Annotated in this window: 16 protein-coding genes and 1 pseudogene; 5 read left to right on the forward strand and 12 right to left on the reverse strand. The window is 69.0% G+C overall.

Going from position 1 to position 15833, the window contains the following annotated elements; all coding sequences use genetic code 11:
* A partial coding sequence (gene groL, locus ACWD3H_RS40355; RefSeq protein WP_451958776.1) for a chaperonin GroEL occupies positions 1 to 1137 on the reverse strand: 1137 nt, incomplete at its 3' end.
* Between the two features lie 220 nt (positions 1138 to 1357).
* Here groL and ACWD3H_RS40360 point away from each other — a divergent pair.
* Positions 1358 to 1972, forward strand: a complete 615-nt coding sequence (locus ACWD3H_RS40360; RefSeq protein WP_451958777.1) for a TetR/AcrR family transcriptional regulator — start codon at positions 1358 to 1360, stop codon at positions 1970 to 1972.
* 173 nt (positions 1973 to 2145) lie between these two features.
* Here the strand turns inward: ACWD3H_RS40360 and ACWD3H_RS40365 are convergent, their stop codons facing one another.
* The 5 genes from ACWD3H_RS40365 to ACWD3H_RS40385 form a co-directional block, all read right to left on the reverse strand.
* Positions 2146 to 3678 (reverse strand): long-chain-fatty-acid--CoA ligase, encoded by a 1533-nt coding sequence (locus ACWD3H_RS40365; protein WP_451958778.1) that lies wholly within the window; start codon positions 3676 to 3678, stop codon positions 2146 to 2148.
* 113 nt (positions 3679 to 3791) lie between these two features.
* On the reverse strand, positions 3792 to 4601 hold the full coding sequence (locus ACWD3H_RS40370) for a helix-turn-helix transcriptional regulator (protein ID WP_451958779.1): 810 nt from the start codon (positions 4599 to 4601) through the stop codon (positions 3792 to 3794).
* Positions 4602 to 4960: 359 nt separating this feature from the next.
* Complete coding sequence (locus ACWD3H_RS40375) at positions 4961 to 6532, reverse strand: ABC transporter permease (RefSeq protein ID WP_451958780.1); 1572 nt, start codon at positions 6530 to 6532, stop codon at positions 4961 to 4963.
* Positions 6529 to 7419 carry an ABC transporter ATP-binding protein gene (locus ACWD3H_RS40380; protein ID WP_451958781.1) on the reverse strand — a complete coding sequence of 297 codons (891 nt, stop codon included), beginning with the start codon at positions 7417 to 7419 and terminating at the stop codon, positions 6529 to 6531. The genes ACWD3H_RS40375 and ACWD3H_RS40380 overlap by 4 nt, the downstream gene beginning before the upstream one ends.
* Positions 7416 to 8051, reverse strand: coding sequence for a TetR/AcrR family transcriptional regulator (locus tag ACWD3H_RS40385; RefSeq protein ID WP_355567400.1), 636 nt, complete (start codon positions 8049 to 8051; stop codon positions 7416 to 7418). The genes ACWD3H_RS40380 and ACWD3H_RS40385 overlap by 4 nt, the downstream gene beginning before the upstream one ends.
* Before the next feature lie 147 nt (positions 8052 to 8198).
* Between ACWD3H_RS40385 and ACWD3H_RS40390 the strand changes: the two genes are divergently transcribed.
* Entirely contained in the window at positions 8199 to 9074 is an 876-nt protein-coding gene (locus ACWD3H_RS40390; protein WP_451958782.1) for a metalloregulator ArsR/SmtB family transcription factor, read from the forward strand.
* Entirely contained in the window at positions 9071 to 9670 is a 600-nt protein-coding gene (locus ACWD3H_RS40395) for a dihydrofolate reductase family protein (protein WP_451958783.1), read from the forward strand. The genes ACWD3H_RS40390 and ACWD3H_RS40395 overlap by 4 nt, the downstream gene beginning before the upstream one ends.
* A gap of 289 nt (positions 9671 to 9959) precedes the next feature.
* Here the strand turns inward: ACWD3H_RS40395 and ACWD3H_RS40400 are convergent, their stop codons facing one another.
* The 5 genes and pseudogenes from ACWD3H_RS40400 to ACWD3H_RS40420 all read right to left on the reverse strand — a co-directional run bounded on the left by ACWD3H_RS40400 (position 9960) and on the right by ACWD3H_RS40420 (position 13104).
* Positions 9960 to 11039: a threonine aldolase family protein gene (locus ACWD3H_RS40400; RefSeq protein ID WP_451958784.1), complete on the reverse strand. Its 1080-nt coding sequence runs from the start codon at positions 11037 to 11039 to the stop codon at positions 9960 to 9962.
* Between the two features lie 18 nt (positions 11040 to 11057).
* Positions 11058 to 11633, reverse strand: a complete 576-nt coding sequence (locus ACWD3H_RS40405; protein WP_350965962.1) for a helix-turn-helix domain-containing protein — start codon at positions 11631 to 11633, stop codon at positions 11058 to 11060.
* The gene (locus ACWD3H_RS40410) at positions 11633 to 12355 is read right to left on the reverse strand and encodes a hypothetical protein (RefSeq protein WP_451958785.1); all 723 of its coding nucleotides are present in this window, start codon (positions 12353 to 12355) and stop codon (positions 11633 to 11635) included. Before ACWD3H_RS40410 ends, ACWD3H_RS40405 begins: the two co-directional genes overlap by 1 nt.
* A gap of 175 nt (positions 12356 to 12530) precedes the next feature.
* A pseudogene (locus tag ACWD3H_RS40415) lies at positions 12531 to 12722 on the reverse strand (Tn3 family transposase); the annotation flags it as partial.
* A gap of 25 nt (positions 12723 to 12747) precedes the next feature.
* On the reverse strand, positions 12748 to 13104 hold the full coding sequence (locus ACWD3H_RS40420; protein ID WP_451958786.1) for a TetR/AcrR family transcriptional regulator C-terminal domain-containing protein: 357 nt from the start codon (positions 13102 to 13104) through the stop codon (positions 12748 to 12750).
* Between the two features lie 93 nt (positions 13105 to 13197).
* On the opposite strand from ACWD3H_RS40420, the gene ACWD3H_RS40425 reads away from it, so the two are divergent.
* Entirely contained in the window at positions 13198 to 13953 is a 756-nt protein-coding gene (locus ACWD3H_RS40425) for a helical backbone metal receptor (protein ID WP_451958787.1), read from the forward strand.
* A gap of 70 nt (positions 13954 to 14023) precedes the next feature.
* On the opposite strand, the gene ACWD3H_RS40430 is transcribed toward ACWD3H_RS40425, so the two are convergent.
* Complete coding sequence (locus tag ACWD3H_RS40430; protein ID WP_451958788.1) at positions 14024 to 15034, reverse strand: trypsin-like serine peptidase; 1011 nt, start codon at positions 15032 to 15034, stop codon at positions 14024 to 14026.
* 494 nt (positions 15035 to 15528) lie between these two features.
* On the opposite strand from ACWD3H_RS40430, the gene trpM reads away from it, so the two are divergent.
* A complete protein-coding gene (gene trpM, locus ACWD3H_RS40435; RefSeq protein ID WP_451958789.1) occupies positions 15529 to 15693 on the forward strand; it encodes a tryptophan biosynthesis modulator TrpM in 165 nt (54 codons plus the stop codon).
* Positions 15694 to 15833 lie beyond the last annotated feature (140 nt).

The raw sequence follows: 15833 nt of genomic DNA on the forward strand, positions 1-15833 counted from the left end.
CTTGATGACGGCCACGCCGCCGGCCAGCTTGGCGAGACGCTCCTGGAGCTTCTCGCGGTCGTAGTCGGAGTCGGTGTTGTCGATCTCGGCGCGGAGCTGGTTGACCCGACCGGCGATCTGCTCGGCGTCACCGGCACCGTCGACGATGGTGGTCTCGTCCTTGGTGACGATGACCTGACGGGCACGGCCGAGCTGATCCAGCGTGGTGGACTCCAGCTTGAGGCCGAGGTCCTCGCTGATGACCTGGGCACCGGTCAGGATGCCGATGTCGCCCAGCATGGCCTTGCGGCGGTCACCGAAGCCCGGAGCCTTGACCGCGACCGACCGGAAGACGCCTTTCATCTTGTTGACGATCAGGGTGGCCAGGGCCTCGCCCTCGACGTCCTCGGCGATGACCAGCAGCGGCTTGCCGGTCTGCACGACCTTGTCGAGAACCGGGAGCAGGTCCCTGTTGGCGGAGAGCCTGCCGCTCACGATCAGGACGTACGGGTCGTCCAGGACCGCTTCGAGCCGGTCGGAGTCGGTGATGAAGAGCGGGGCGATGTAGCCCTTGTCGAAGCGCATGCCCTCGGTGAGCTCGAGTTCCAGGCCGAAGGTGTTGCTCTCCTCGACGGTGATGACACCTTCCTTGCCGACCTTGTCCATCGCCTCGGCGATCATCTCGCCGATCTGCGGGTCACCCGCGGAGATGGAAGCGGTGGAGGCGATCTGCGCCTTCGTCTCCACGTCCTTGGCCAGCTTGGACAGCTCCTCGCTGACGCGCTCGACGGCGGCCTCGATGCCCTTCTTCAGGGACATCGGGTTGGCGCCGGCGGCGACGTTGCGGAGACCCTCGCGTACGAGAGCCTGGGCGAGGACGGTGGCGGTGGTGGTGCCGTCGCCCGCGACGTCGTCGGTCTTCTTGGCGACCTCCTTGACGAGCTCGGCCCCGATCTTCTCCCACGGGTCCTCGAGCTCGATCTCCTTGGCGATGGAGACACCATCGTTGGTGATGGTGGGGGCGCCCCACTTCTTCTCCAGCACGACGTTGCGGCCCTTGGGCCCCAGGGTCACCTTGACGGCGTCGGCGAGCTGGTTCATGCCGCGCTCGAGAGCGCGCCGGGCGTTCTCGTCGAACGCAATCATCTTCGAAGCCATTCTCTCTCCTGCTCTTGATGGGGGCTTGCCGGGACGGCGCCCGCGACGGACGGCCTGCAGGGCAGGTGGACGACCTGCCCGGCGGACCTCGTCGTCCCGGCACACGCCCTTGTGATTGGCACTCTCCAGGTGTGAGTGCCAGGCGTCCCGCCGCACTCTACCCACAACTTGCGTGTCACGCACCTAGTGCGCAGCGCGCAGTATCGGATAGGGTTGACCCATGAACGACGACGCGCCGGACCTTCGGGCGCGCAACAGGCAGGCCACCCGGGAGGCGATCAGCCACGCCGCGCTGCGCCTGGCCATCGAGCAGGGCCCCCACGGGCTGGCCCTGGTGCGCGTCCATGACATCGCCACGGCCGCAGGCGTCTCACCCCGTACCTACAACAACTACTTCTCCAGCAGGGCGGAGGCGATCTGCGCCTTCCAGGCCGACCAGTCCACGCGCGCGGGGCAGGCGCTGCGCTCCCGGCCCGCCGACGAACCGCTGGACCAGGCCGTCATCGCGGCCGTGATCGAGCTCTACACCAACCCCGAGCCCGACAGGGCCGGCCTACGCATGATCATGTCGACGCCCGAGCTGGAGGGCGAGGCGCTGAAGGCGTTCACCATGGCGGAGGGCCCGCTGGCCGAGGCGATCGCGGCGCGCACCGGCACCGACCCCGGACGCGACCTGTTCCCCGCCGTCACGGCCGCCGCGATCGCCGGCGCCATCCGCGTGGCGGGGCGGCACTGGCTCGAGCCCGGCAACCCCGAATCCTTCGCCACCACCCTGCGCCGCGCCCTGACCTGCGTCTTCCCCGCCGCGCCGCCCCAAGACCCGCAGGATCGGTGACCAGCACGCGCAGGCCCGGCATGTGAGATATCGCCCACCGGTCAGCCGGGCGTTGGCGTGGGACATGCAGACCTCCGGATGTGGTGAAGACAGGCGTCTTCACCACATCCGGAGGTCTTCGTATTGATCAACTGCCGGCTACGGTGTGTCACCGACCTGATGGCTGAGTACACCTAGCGCAGCTCGCGCTTGAGGATCTTGCCGGTCGCCGTCATCGGCAGGCTCTCGCGGAACTCGATGATCCGCGGGTACTTGTAGGCCGCCATGTTCTCCTTGCACCAGGCGACGAGCTCGTCCTCGCTCACCGTCGCGCCCGGCGCCGGGATGACGTAAGCCTTGACCTCCTCGCCGTGCGAGTCGTGGGGCACGCCGACCACCGCCACCAGCGAGACCGCCGGGTGCGTCATCAGCACCTCCTCCAGCTCGCGCGGGTAGACATTGAAGCCGCCCCGGATGATCATGTCCTTCGTGCGGTCGATGATGGCGTAGTAGCCGTCTTCGTCACGAGTGGCGATGTCGCCGGTGCGGAACCAGCCGTCCCGCATGACCTCCTCGGTGGCCTCGGGCCGCCCGTAGTAGCCCTTCATGACGTTGTGCCCGCGGATGGCGATCTCGCCGGGGCCCTCGCCCTCGATGGTGTTCCAGCCGTCGTCCACCAGCCGCATCTGCACGCCCCAGATGGGGAAGCCGATGGTGCCGGGCTTGGTGGGCCGCCCGAGCTGGTTGAAGCTGGCCACCGGGGAGGTCTCCGAAAGGCCGTAGCCCTCCAGGATCGGGATGCCGAAGGTGCCCTCGAAGTCCTTGAGCACCTCGATCGGGCAGGAGGCCCCACCCGCCACCGCCACCCGCAGCGTCGAGGGCGCCTCGGCCCCATCGGCGTGGATCTTCGACAGCAGCGCCCAGAACATCGTCGGCACCCCGGCGAACATCGTCACCTTCTCCCTGCGCATGAGCTCCAGCGCCTCGCCGGGCTCGAAGCGCGGCTGGAGCACGAGGGTAGCGCGGCGGCGCACGCTCACATTCATGACTGCGGTCTGGCCGAAGGAGTGGAAGAGCGGCAGCACGGCGAATGAGACGTCGCCCTCGGGATCGGTGGGGAACATCTCGTCGCTGACGACGGTGTTGGTCAGCATGTTCATGTGGGTCAGCACGGCGCCCTTGGGCTGACCGGTGGTGCCGGAGGTGTAGAGGATGGCCGCGGTGTCGTCCGGCTCGGTCTGCACCGTCTCGAACTCCCCGGACATGCCGCCCAGCGCCGCCCAGAACGATTCGCCGTGCTCCGACTCGGTGGCCAGCGGCGTGGCGGGCAGGACGAAGAAGAGCTCGCAGCCCTCGGCGGCGTCGAAGGCCTCCCGCCCGCGCGCGCCCATGGGCAGCTCGGAGCCCTCGAAGCAGAAGAGCGCCTTGGCGTCGCTGTCGGTCAGGTGGTAGGCGATCTCGCGCGGCTGCAGCAGCACATTGAGCGGGACCACGGTCGCCCCGGCCTTGAGGATGCCGAAGTAGACGAAGGGGAAGTAGGGCAGGTTCGGGCAGAGCAGTGCGACCTTGTCGCCCTTGCCGATCCCCCTGGCCATCAGGAGGTTGGCCACCTGGTTCGCGATGGAGTTCACCATGGAGTACGGCAGACGCAGGTCGCCGAAGACCAGGGCGGTGCGGTCTGGAGCATTGCGGGCGCTGTCTTCCAGAATGATCGACAGATTGAGCATCGCGACCTTTTCCTCGGGGGTTCGAATACCTGCCCTGGCTGCGTCTCGGGAGACGTTCGTACGTCCCAAGGATGCGGCGCCGATGCGGTCAGGGCTTGTACGAACGTGTCGATTCAGGGCAGCCAGTCGATGGCGGCGGCCAGCGTGGAGGGTGCGGTCCCGAAGTTGTGCCTGAAGACCCGGGTGAAATGTGACCCGTCGGTGAATCCGGCGCTGTGGGCGGCCATCGTCAACGTCTCTCCTGCGGCTACCAGCCTGATCGCATGCTGAATGCGCTGCCAGCGCACATAGGGTCGCAGTGGAATCCCTACGTGTGCGCTGAACAGATGCGCCAACCGGCTTGGAGACAGGTGCACCGCGGCCGCAACCACGCCAAGACGCACCGGCCCCTCGATCAGGAGAGTGGGGATCACGGCGATCGCCATCTCCACCGCCGGGTGAATCGGGATTTCTTCGGCACTACGTTGGCCCGTCCAGTCTTCGACGATCTTCAGGGCGGCCGCGGCCTCGACGGAGTGTTCGTGGCCGTTCGAGGGTTTCGTGAACGTGAGCGGCGCCGCCACCTGGCGGTGTCTCGGGCTTGGGCCGGCCTGTGTGAGGTGGGGGAAGGGTGGACCCCAGGTCGAGGCGTTGACCCCCGCACCCGAATGGGTGAGAAGGGAACGGCCTGGCGAACTGCCGGGTTCGAGTTGAGCCAGCAGGGCCCCGCGAGCTCCCGTGAGTATGGCGTGGCCGGTGTCGGGGGGAATGACCGCGGTCCGGGTGGTCAGCCGCCGGCCATGGGCATCGGCCACGGTGAAGGGCTCTGCGGAGACGATCAGGTGGACCGCATGGTGTGCGTGCAGCTGGGTCGTACCGATGGTTCCGCCGTACAGCAGGACGCCAGGGCGGAGTAAACACCAGCCGCGCCAGAGATGCGACATCACGCCTCCTTCTCCGGATGAGTTTGCCTCAACCTCTGATCGTCGCGGCGGAAGCCCTTTTCGTGAAGGTGCTGATCTCGGGCTCCGCTCAACGGCACCGGAGAAGTGGACTGGGCCAGGGCAGGTAAACGCCCTTGACGACGGCATGAGCAGTCACTTTTGACTATCCCGCTACGAATGCCGAGCCGACCGTTTCGCACCAGATGCGGGCGATGGTGTGTTCGGAGTCCCTGCGGATGCCGCGCGAGCACGATGAGAAGACCATCGCTGCCGGCGGATTTCTGGATTTAGCTGCGCCGGCCAGGAGTTCCGGCATCTTTGGTCATGCGTTCGGCCTGCCCGGTGCGCCAGGAACGGCTTCAGGTGGAGGGCGCCAGGTCTCGGCGGCGCAGGAACGCCAGCCCCGCCGCCGTCAAGGCTCCCGCCACCACAGTCAGTCCAAGCAGCGGCACCACCGGTGACGAGGCGCCGCCCAGCAGCATCGCCGGTACATGCACGAACGGCGACAGCTCCAGGACGAATCCGCCGGCCAGCTTGAACTCCGCCAGCAGGTCCACGAGCAGGAAGAGGCCGAGCACGGTCCAGCTCACGGCGGTCGCCAGCCGGGGCAGCACGCCGAACAGCAGCGTCGTGATCCCGACCACGGTCCAGACAGCGGGGAGGTAGGCCAGCGTGGCCGCGGTGACGCGGGCCATGTCGCCGTCGTAGCTGAGACCCGCCGCCGCACCCAGCACGGCCAGCAGCAGCGCGGGGCCCGCGATGGCGAACGTCAGGTGGCTCAACCCCCAACGCAGCCGGTCGACCGGGGTGGACAGCAACAGTTCCGCCCGGCCCGCCGCCTCCTCCCCACGGGCCCGCAGCGCCGACACCAGCGCCGCTGCGGCGACGAGCTGGCTGAGCACGTACATCACGAAGGTGAAGAACACATCCGAGATGCGGGCGTCGGCGCCGCCGACGGTCGCGGCCAGCTCCCGGAACTGCGGCGTGTCCAACTGGGTGTCCAGCCCGCGCGCCGCCACGCCGAGCAGCGCGCCCATCAGGCCGAAACCGATCGCGAAGCCCGCGAGCGTGCCCCGGTGCAGGCGAGCGGCCAGGCCGAACGAGCCCGACAGCGCCCCGGCGGCGGGTCCGGGGCGAGCGGGAACCAGGCCGCCGGCCACGTCACGCCGCGTGGACAACGCGAACGCGGCCGCGGCCAGAGCGGCGACGAACACCGCGATCAGCCCCAGCACCCACCACTGATCGCCGGCGTAGGGCTTGGTCAGCCGGACCCAGCCGAACGGCGACAGCCACGCCAGCCATGCAATGCCGCCGGCGTCGGCCAGCGAACGCAGCGCGAACAGCAGGCCGCCGGCGGCGATCGCGATGCCGCGTGCTGTACCGGATGCGGCGGTGAGCTGCGCGGTGACGGCGGCCACGGCCGCGAACGCCCAGCCGCCCGCGGCGATGGAGAGCCCGAACAGCAGGGAGGAGCCCGCGGGCAGACCGTTGCCGACCAGGGCGGGTACCGCCAGCAGGCCCAGCAGCAGGTTGGCGGTGAGCACGACCGCGAGTGCGGCGGCCAGCGGGGCGTGGCGGCCGACGACGCCCGAGGAAAGCAGCTCCCGCCGGCCGGTCTCCTCCTCGCCCCTGGTGTGCCTGATCATCACCAGGATGCTGATCAGCCCGCCGATCAGCGCGAGGGACGAGCCGAGCGTCCAGGCGGTCAGGCCACCGACGCTCGCGTCGTAGATGGGGCCGCGGGTGGCCAACTGCGCGGGATTGCTCATTGAGGCCGCCGCGAAGGAGTCGCGGGCGGCCTGGTCGGTGTACAGGGCCGTGGTGGAGGAGGCGATGCCGGCCGGCAGCACCGCGCTGATCGCGATCCACACCAGGAGCGGCACGCGATCCCTGCGCACGATGAGCCGGATCAGTGTCCAGGTGCCGGTCATCTCGTGGCTCCCTCGTAGTGGCGCAGGAACAGCTCCTCCAGCGTCGGCGGGTGGGTGGTAAGCGTGCGCACGCCGGCCCGGGCCAGTTCGGCGAGCACCGGCGTGAGCGCGTCGCCGTCCACCTGGCAGCGCAACCGGGTGCCGTCCACGGCGAGGTCGTGCACGCCGGGCAGCGTGGCCAGGCCGGGCGCGGGCCCGATCAGCTCGGCTCTCACCGAGGTACGGGTGAGATGACGCAGGTCGGCCAGGCTGCCGGATTCGACGGTACGGCCGGCGCGGATGATGCTCACGCGGTCGCACAACGCCTCCACCTCCGACAAGATGTGGCTGGACAGCAGTACGGTGCGGCCGCTGCGCTTCTCTTGCAGGACGCACTCGTTGAAGAGCGTCTCCATCAGCGGGTCAAGGCCTGAGGTCGGCTCGTCGAGCACCAGCAGCTCCACGTCGGAGGCGAAAGCGGCCACCAGCGCCACCTTCTGCCGGTTGCCTTTGGAGTAGGTGCGGCATTTCTTGCGCGGGTCGAGCTCGAAGTGCTCTAGCAGCTCGGCGCGTCGCCCGGGGTCGAGGCCGCCGCGTACCCTGCCCAGCAGGTCGATGACCTCGCCGCCGGTCAGCGACGGCCACAGCGTGACGTCGCCGGGCACGTAGGCAAGTCTTCGGTGCAGTTCTGTGGCGTCCTGCCAGGGATCGCCGCCGAGTAACTCGACCCGGCCGCCGTCGGCGCGCATCTGGCCCAGCAGGATACGGATCGTGGTGGTTTTGCCCGCGCCGTTGGGGCCGAGGAAGCCGTGCACCTCGCCCGTCTTGACGGTGAGGTCGAGCCCGGCCAGGGCCCTGGTCTGGCCGAAGGTCTTGATCAGGCCGTCCGTGCGCACTGCGGCGTTCACTGTTGTCCCTCGAACTTCTCCAGGCCCGTCCGCGCCTGCTCGAACAGTTCGCGGCCGAGGAATTCCGGTCTGATCAGGTCGAGCTGGGCCTTGCCGACGCGCAGCGCGCCCTGCGGGGCGTAAAGGTCCGTGCCGAGCGCACGGGAGACATGCTCGTGCAGCACGGTGATGCCCAGCTTCATCGCCGTCAGCACGGTCGCGCGGGCGCGGTGGTCGGCCTCGGAGTGGTCGCCGCGGGCCAGATTGTCCTCTGTCACGCTCACGAGCTCGTCGAACATGGCGGCGGCTCCGGGCGAGCCGTCCACGAGCGCCCGGCCGAGGTATTTCATCAGCGGCGGCGCGGTCCGATGGACGGTCTCGATGAATTCCGGCCTTTCCAGGTTGCCTCCGGTGACGCCCACGCCGACCTGCTCGCGAACATAACTGAGGACATAGGCGTCGCAAGCCTGTCTCAGCTCCTCCTTGGTGCCGAAATGGTGCTGCACCAGGCCGGGCGAGACGCCGGCCGCTTCGGCGATCCCGCGGATCGTGGTGGCCTTGACTCCCTGCTCGGCGAACAAGGCCATCGCGACATCGCGGATGCGGGCGCGCGCCGTCAGATCCCCTTCAGATATTGGTCGCATGTCCGGCATGCTATACCTATGTATTGGAAGCCGGTCAAGTGTCCAGTCCCATGCGACACGATCACCGCCGCGGCCGACCGGGCCCGCTCGCACCGTTCGACCTCGGCAATAGATATTCCTTGACACGAATATTCTCTATGGTGAATACTTTTTTCCATGGACGCACTCCTCACCGCACTGGCCGACCCGGCCCGCTGGCGGCTCGTGAGCCTGCTGGCCGAGCGGCCCCGCCCGGTCGGTGTCCTCGCCCGGCTCGCCGAGGCGCGCCAGCCGCAGACGACCAAGCACCTGCAGGCCCTTGAGCGCGCCGGCGTCGTCACCTCCCAGCGCACCGGCCAGCGCCGCATCTACGCGCTCCGACCCGGTCCTCTGCGGGAGTTGGCGGCTGCGCTCAGCCGGCTCGCCGACACCGCGGACCAGGCCGGTGGCTCGCGCGAGACCTACGACCGCTACGGGCTCAGCCTCCACACAGAGCGGCTCGCCGCGAAGGAGCCGGGATGGGCCGACGACCGCTCGTTCAGGTTCCTCCGGTCGCTGACGGGGCGCCCCGAGCTGGTCTGGCGCCATCTGACCGAGGCCTCCCTGCTCGCCCGCTGGTGGACGCCCGATGACCTGCGCGTCTCCGAGCTCGTCTTCGAGGCGCGGCCGGGTGGGCGGATCGTCCATGAGTACCGCGATGCCGAGGACGCCGACGGCTCCGACCTGCTCGCCGGGCGCGCGCAGGGGGTCGTCGACGACGTACGCCCCGGTGAGCGCCTCGCCTACCGGCTCTCCCCGCTGCTTCCCGACGGCGGCCTTGCCTTCACCGCCCACCTCGACCTGGGCCTCCGGCCCACCGATACCGGCACAGACCTCGACGTCCACTTCCGGATCACCGACAGCACAGTCGACTCCGCGGACTTCATCGCAGGCATCGAGATCGGCTTCGGCCAGAGCCTCGACAAGCTCGCGGCGACTCTCGCCGCGGATTCCGACAGCACCGACAGCACCGACGACACCGGGCACGACACCGACACAAGGAGCACGCAATGACCAACTCGACCGGCCGCAGGGTGACCGCGAACCTGAGCCTCACCCTCGACGGGCGTTACAACGGTCCCGGCGGGCCCAGCGATTTCGGGGCGTTCGCTCCGTATGTGACCACCGAGGTCGCGCGAGACCACATGACCCGCATCTGGGAGGGCGCGACGACGGCGCTGCTCGGCCGGCTCAATGCCGAGGGATTCATGGGGTACTGGCCGTCGGTCGCCGAAGACGAGAACGCCGATCCGCGTGACCGCGGATACGCGAAGTGGCTGGTCGACACGGAAAAGGTGGTCTTGTCGACCACCTTGACCGAAGCGCCGTGGGAACGCACCCGCGTGGTGAACGCCCCCGCCGTGGACGTCGTCGCCGAGCTCAAGGCCACCGGTGAGGGCGACATCCTCGTCAACAGCAGCGCGAGCGTCATCAAGGCGCTTCTCTCGGCAGACCTGCTCGACCGGCTGTACCTCATGATCTTCCCCGAGATCGCCGGGGGTGGGCAGCGACTGTTCGACGACGGCCTGCCGGCGTCGAAGTGGACGCTCACACACCAGGAGACCGGCGAGCTGGGCGAGATCGCCATGGTCTACGACCGAGTCCGCTGAACCGGCCGATCGGCGCACTCAGCCGACGAGGAGGCCCGAGCCCGAGCCCCGATGAGGCCTCGACGCGACCCCTTACGCGGGAGGGGCGGCCGCGGCCGATAGCGGGTTCAGCCGAGGTACAGGAAGAAACCGGCCATGGGTCGATCATGTTCGCCCCCGATCGAGCTGGACGCGCGCACGAACTTTCTGACCTGCTTCCCCCACGCCGGTGGGCGCAAGTCGACCTGGTCGGTGGAGCTCAAGCGCAACATCCTCGCGGTGCTGATCGCCGGGGCCACCGACCCCGGGCTCACCCGCATGTCCGAGGTGCGCGGGTGTGGCGGCGGACCGCGTCGAGGAGCTGGTCGATGTCATCGGCGCTGTGGGAGAAGGCGGTGACGAACCGGACGATCCCCGGTTCCCAGCGGTCGTGGTAGAAGGCGTAGCCCTCGGCGAGGAGCCCTTCGGTGACCTGCTGGGGCAGGCGGCAGAAGAGGATGTTGGCCTGCGGCGTGGCCAGAAGGCCGTTGCCGGGGATGGCCTTGAGGCCGTCGCCGAGCCGGGTGGCCATCGCGTTGGCCTGGCGGGCGTTGCGCAGCCACAGGCCGTCGGTGAGGTACGCGTCGATCTGGGCCGCGTGAAAGCGCATCTTGGCGGCGAGCTGGCCGGCGCGCTTGGCGCGGAAGGCGAGCTCGGTGGCGAGTGCGGGGTCGAAGGAGACGATGGCGTCGGCGGTCATCGCGCCGTTCTTGGTGGCGCCGAAGGACAGGACGTCGATGCCGGCCTTCCAGGTCATCTCGGCCGGGGTGGCGCCGAGATGGTCCAGGGCGTTGGCAAAGCGCGCGCCGTCCATGTGGACGCGCAGTCCTGCGTCCTTGGCGATGGCGGACAGGCGGCGGATCTCCTCCAGGGTGTAGACGCTGCCGCTCTCGGTGGCCTGGCTGATGCTCACCGCGGACGGCTGCACGCTGTGCACGTCACCGGCCCGGCGGCGCACCGCCGCCTGCAGCGCTTCGGGGTCGATCTTGCTGTCGGGGCCTGGGACACCGACGAGCTTGGCGCCGTTGGTGAAGAACTCCGGAGCGCCGCATTCGTCGTGGTTGATGTGGCTGTCGGGCTGAGAGAGCACGCTGCCCCACGGCGGGGTGAGAGCGGCCAGGCTCAGGCCGTTGGCGGCGGACCCGGTGGAGACCGGGAAGACATCGACGTCCCGCTCGAAGATCTCGCTGAGCCTGCGGCGGGCGCTGTCGGTGAAGGGGTCTTTGCCGTACGGCAGGACCTGCCCGGCGGCCGCGTCGGCGACGGCCTGGGCTATCTGCGGGGATGCCCCGGCCATGTTGTCGCTGATGAAGGCACGGCTGGAGGGGGTGATGGCGATGGTGGTGCTCATGAGTGCTCTTCCTTGGTCTCAGCTGCTGATGGGGGAGGCGAAGACGACGGTGATGTCCACCTCCTCGGCGCCGGTGCGGTAGAAGTGCGGGGCGTCCCCGGCGAAGGCGAGCATGTCGCCGGGGCCCAGATCCTGCGGGGCGTCGACGGGGCCGGCGGTGACGTGCCCGGTGGCGATGAGCAGGTGCTCGATCGTGCCGGTGGCGTGCGGGACGCCGGGCAGCTCGGTCTCGGGCGGAATGCGCAGCCGCCAGATCTCCAGGCTGTTGCCGCTGCTGATGCGGCGCAGCAGTTCCCGGGAGACCTCGCCGGGCTCGATGTCCGTGCCGGGCCGGAAGACCGGCCCGGTGTCGGCGTCACGCGCCAGCAGGTCGGCGATCGGGATGCGCAGGGCGATCGCGATCGCATCCAGGGTGTCGATCGTCGGATTGCCGTTGCCGGCCTCCAGCTGCGACAGCGTGGCCTTGCTCAGCCCGGCGCGCCGGGCCATCTCCGCGGCGCTCATGCCGCGCTGCTGGCGGCGCAAGCGGATCTTCGCGCCGACCGCGGCTGCGGTACTGCTCACCGGCTGGCGGCCGGACGGCAGGGGCGTCATCAGCGGCTCCTGTGCGTTGCGGTGTAGGACACGCGGATTCGGCCCTTCTTGGCCTTCAGCGTCGGCAGCACCACTTCGGCCAGGTTGCCGAGGCTGCGCACGTGCGTGCCCCCGCACGGCGCGGCGTGCAGCGCGTCCAGGTGCACCACGCGCCGCCCGTCGGCGAGGCACCGTGCGAAGACCGGCAGATCGTCAGCGACCGCGGCCGCCGCCGCGGCGCGCAGCGCGGCGGTCACCTCCTCCCGCCCTTCCGGGTCGGCCAGTCGCGTGTCCGTCTGGGGCGCCTGGAACTCGATGCGTGCCTGACCGGGGAAATGGTTGCTGCCGACCATCTCCCACCCCTGCATCCGCCCGACCGCTTCGACGAGGTGTCCGGCCGTGTGCAGCGCAGCGTGAGCTGTCCGGGTCTGAAGGTCGATCCGGGCTCGCACCTTCTGCCTCTCGGCGAGGGGCAGAAGGCCGCCGCCCTCGGGCGCCATCGCCACGACCAGTCCCGACTCGCGGTCCCGGACCGGGATGATCTCTGTGTCCTCCAGCCACCCTCGGTCGGCGGGCTGGCCCCCGCCCTGTGGGTGGAACAGGCAGTGCTTGACGGCCGCCCATGGCGTTCCGTCCCTCTCGCCGACCGCGATCACCCGCGTGTCGACCTGCTCCAGGTAGGTGTCATCGAGATAGGCGCTGACCTGTGCGCCTACCTGAAGAGTCTCGATTGAATGAACCATACGTTCACTATACCGAACTATCAAGATAGTGAACCTAGTGTTCGTTTTAGTGAACGCCCCGATCGGGGGGAGGCGATTGCGCACGCTGCGCATCCCGGAAAGTGACCACCGCTGTCCAAACATGCACAGCAGGTCGTAGGCGCGGACCTGGCCAGTGGGTGGCGATCCGCTTGAGGTCGCGCGGGGTGCCGCGTACGACCATCGCGCCGATTCCCGCGACCTGGTCGTTGACGGCGTTGAGCCAGGTCACACCGTGTTTGTAGCCGTAGTACTTGGGTGAGGGGCCGGTGTTGACGCTCTTGACGGGGACGACGAAGCGCAGGCCGTCGACCGAGGCGGGCAGTCCACCGCCCCGCATCTGGGCCGGCTCGATGCGGGACCGGGCTGACGGGTTACCGCCAGCTTTCGCGCTGTCGCCGCAGTCCGTCGAGGATCAGGTCGAGTCCGACGTCGAACTCCTCGGTGTACGCATAACCAGGTTTCAGGGCGCGGTCGGCGATCATCTCGGCGAGGTGCGGGAACTCGTCGCGGGGCAGCCGCTTCAGGATCGAGCCCGCCACGTCCTCGAGGCCAACGGATGATGTGAAGGGCAGGCTGAGCTCCTGGAGCGTGAACCCGTAGATGTAGCTGTCCAGCACCGAGAACGCGTGTGCCGCGCCGGCGATCGAGAAGCCGCCCGCTCGCAGGCAGCCGATTGCCGCGTTGTGATGGCGCAGCGTCGCGTGGCCGGGGTTCGTCCGTGAGTCCATCACCCATCCGGATATGGCGCGGTAAAGTGACTCCTTTCAGGCGCTCGCTGGAGGTCGGGTCGGTTCCGCTTTCGTGAACGGAGGACATCGGTGATGTTCGACGATCTCGGCGCTCCTCTCGCGCCGCGCGGCGACGTATGCCGCGTGGTGTCGCTCGTGCCCTCGCTCACCGAGTCACTTGCCGAGACCGCCCCCGAACTGCTGGTCGGCGCGACGGATTGGTGCACCCACCCGGCAGGCCTGACGGTGCGGCGGATCGGGGGTACCAAGAACCCCGACCTGGCCGCGGTCGCCGGGCTGCGGCCGGACCTTGTACTGGCCAACGAGGAGGAGAACCGCGCCGCAGACCTGGAGGCGCTGCGCTCGGCCGGGGTGTCGGTCTGGGTGACCAGGATCCGCACCCTGGAGGAGGCCTTCGTCTCCCTGCGGCGGATGCTCACGATCGCCTGTGCCCTGCCCGAGCCGGACTGGCTCACCGCCGCGGAGCGAGCGTGGTCGGCTCCGCCGGTCGGCGAGGTGCGGAGGGCGGTGATCCCCATCTGGCGTAAACCCTGGATGGTCCTCGGCCGCGACACCTTCGCGGGCGATGTGCTGCTCAAGCTGGGCATTCACAACCTCTACGTCGACCATCCCGAGCGCTACCCGAAGGTCGCTCTGGCCGAACTGCTGACGGCGGGCGCCGACCTCGTCGTCCTGCCCGACGAGCCCTACCGTTTCACCGAACGCGACGGTCCCGGCTTCTTCCCCTCGATACCGGCCGCGCTGGTCAGCGGCCGGCACCTGACCTGGTACGGACCGTCCCTGCTCCAGGCTCCCGGAGTGCTGAGGGCCGCCCTGAATTCACAATGAGCCGGAACACCGCGGATAGACCATGACGCCGCGCCCGCCCTCTGGGCGGACGCGGCGGGGGCGGGACCGTCTAAGCGATGGAGCGGATGGAGCCGGTCCAGAGGTTGACGGCCTTCTGGTAGACCGTGTACAACTCACCGTCGAAGTACGGTGAGACGCCGGTGTCGTACCGGTTGTCGCCATCGGTGTCGGAAACGCTGATCGTGATGCCGTTGAGATAGCCGGTGCGGGTGTCGTCCGTGTACTGGGTCAGCCACGAGGAACCGAGAGAGCCTTCACCGGTGAACGGGGAGTCCACCCCGACGGGCCGGTCCGCGGGGAGGCCCGTGGCCTTCATCGCGAACGTCGATCCGGTCGACCGTTCGAGGCTCTCACCCGGGTAGGGCCGGCTGCCGTCGGGGTTGGGGCCGGCGGGGTAGCCGAAGACGTCGACCGTGGGCGCGAGCGGCTGGTTGAACGCGACCCCCTGGCCGCCGACGTTGTCGGCCAGCCTCCCGGTATCGGTCAGCACGTCCGGAGAAGAGAGGACGACGCCGTTGTACACGTTGACGAAGGCGAGGTCGCGGTCGTAGTCCCGGATGTCGCCGAAGTCATAGTGAACGAGGCCCTGCTTCCCGACGTACAGGCCGAAAGGGGTCGTGCCCTCGGAGTAGCCGGGGACGAAGACCCACTTGGCGAGCGGGCCGGCCGGGGCCTCGACGTCCAGCAGGCAGTGACCTGCCGTCGCGACGAGGTTCCGGTATTTCGAGTGCATGGCCGTGCCGGTGCACCAGTGCGGCTGGAGGTCGCTGCCGATGAAGAACACCTTGCCCGAGGTCGTGGGCATTCCCCCCTCCGGCGAGGCAGGTCCCTCCAGTGGTGGGATGGAAGCCGGGGGGCCGTCCGGGACGATGTCCGTGGACAGGCGTTCCCCGGCGACCGCGGTCCGCACGGCGTATGGTGTGGCGTTCTTCAGGTTGGCGGCCCCGTCGGCGAGCCAGAACCTCGCGACCTGCTGAGCCGTCGTCACCGTGGGAGCCAACGGGACCACCAGCACACTCGCGGCCTGTGCCGGCCCGGTGACGACAGTGGAACCCAACACGCTCAAGCCGATACCCAACGCGATCAGTGCACGCCTCAAGGGCGATCTCCCGTCCAGTCATGGGGCGCCTTCGCGCCCCGTCAGCGTGGAGAGCCGGCCGATCGACACGGCCGGCGAACAGCAAGATCGTAACCTTGGCCGAGGCCCTGGTCCTAGAATTTTTAGATCACATGTTCGATACAAGAGTGCCGATGGGCCACTACTCCCTGGCTGCGGAGGCCGCGCCCACCAGAAGGCCATGAGCAGGCACAACAGCCCGGCTCGGCGTCCACCCGGACCGGAGCAGGCCACCGGGCATCTCCACCGGGGCCCACCGTACGGCGCGCAAAATCCACGGCCCGCACCAGGCAACGCAGTCGAATCCCGGCAGTCAGCAGGATGGCGAGGTCGACTGAAACAAGCAGGTCGCCAGGCTCTTCTCATCCTGAGTAGCGGCCCTCTTCGCTGAGTTGCAGGACGAGGACGGCCTGTACGAGTGCTGTTAGGCTTCAGTCGTGCCCATTGCCGCCCGCCTTGCCGCTGGCTGCCGCCCTCGCGGCTGCCGGGCGCCTGCGCGGCGCGTGCACGGCCGCCGGGTGCGATATGTGATTGGCTCCGATCCTGGTCAGGTCAACGGGATGCGATGGCCTTGCGCGCCGCGCATTGCGCGGGGTGTCTGAGGGGATTTCTTCTCCCCCACCCTGCCCTTCCCGAAACTGGGGGCGCTGTCCCAGATCTCCAGGCACGCCCTTCGGCAGTGGCCTCAGACGCCGGCCGGGCTGCTTGTGGGCTCACGCCTTTCAGGAAGGGGCGGGGTGGG

It is taken from the genome of Streptosporangium sp. NPDC002607 (assembly GCF_053592655.1).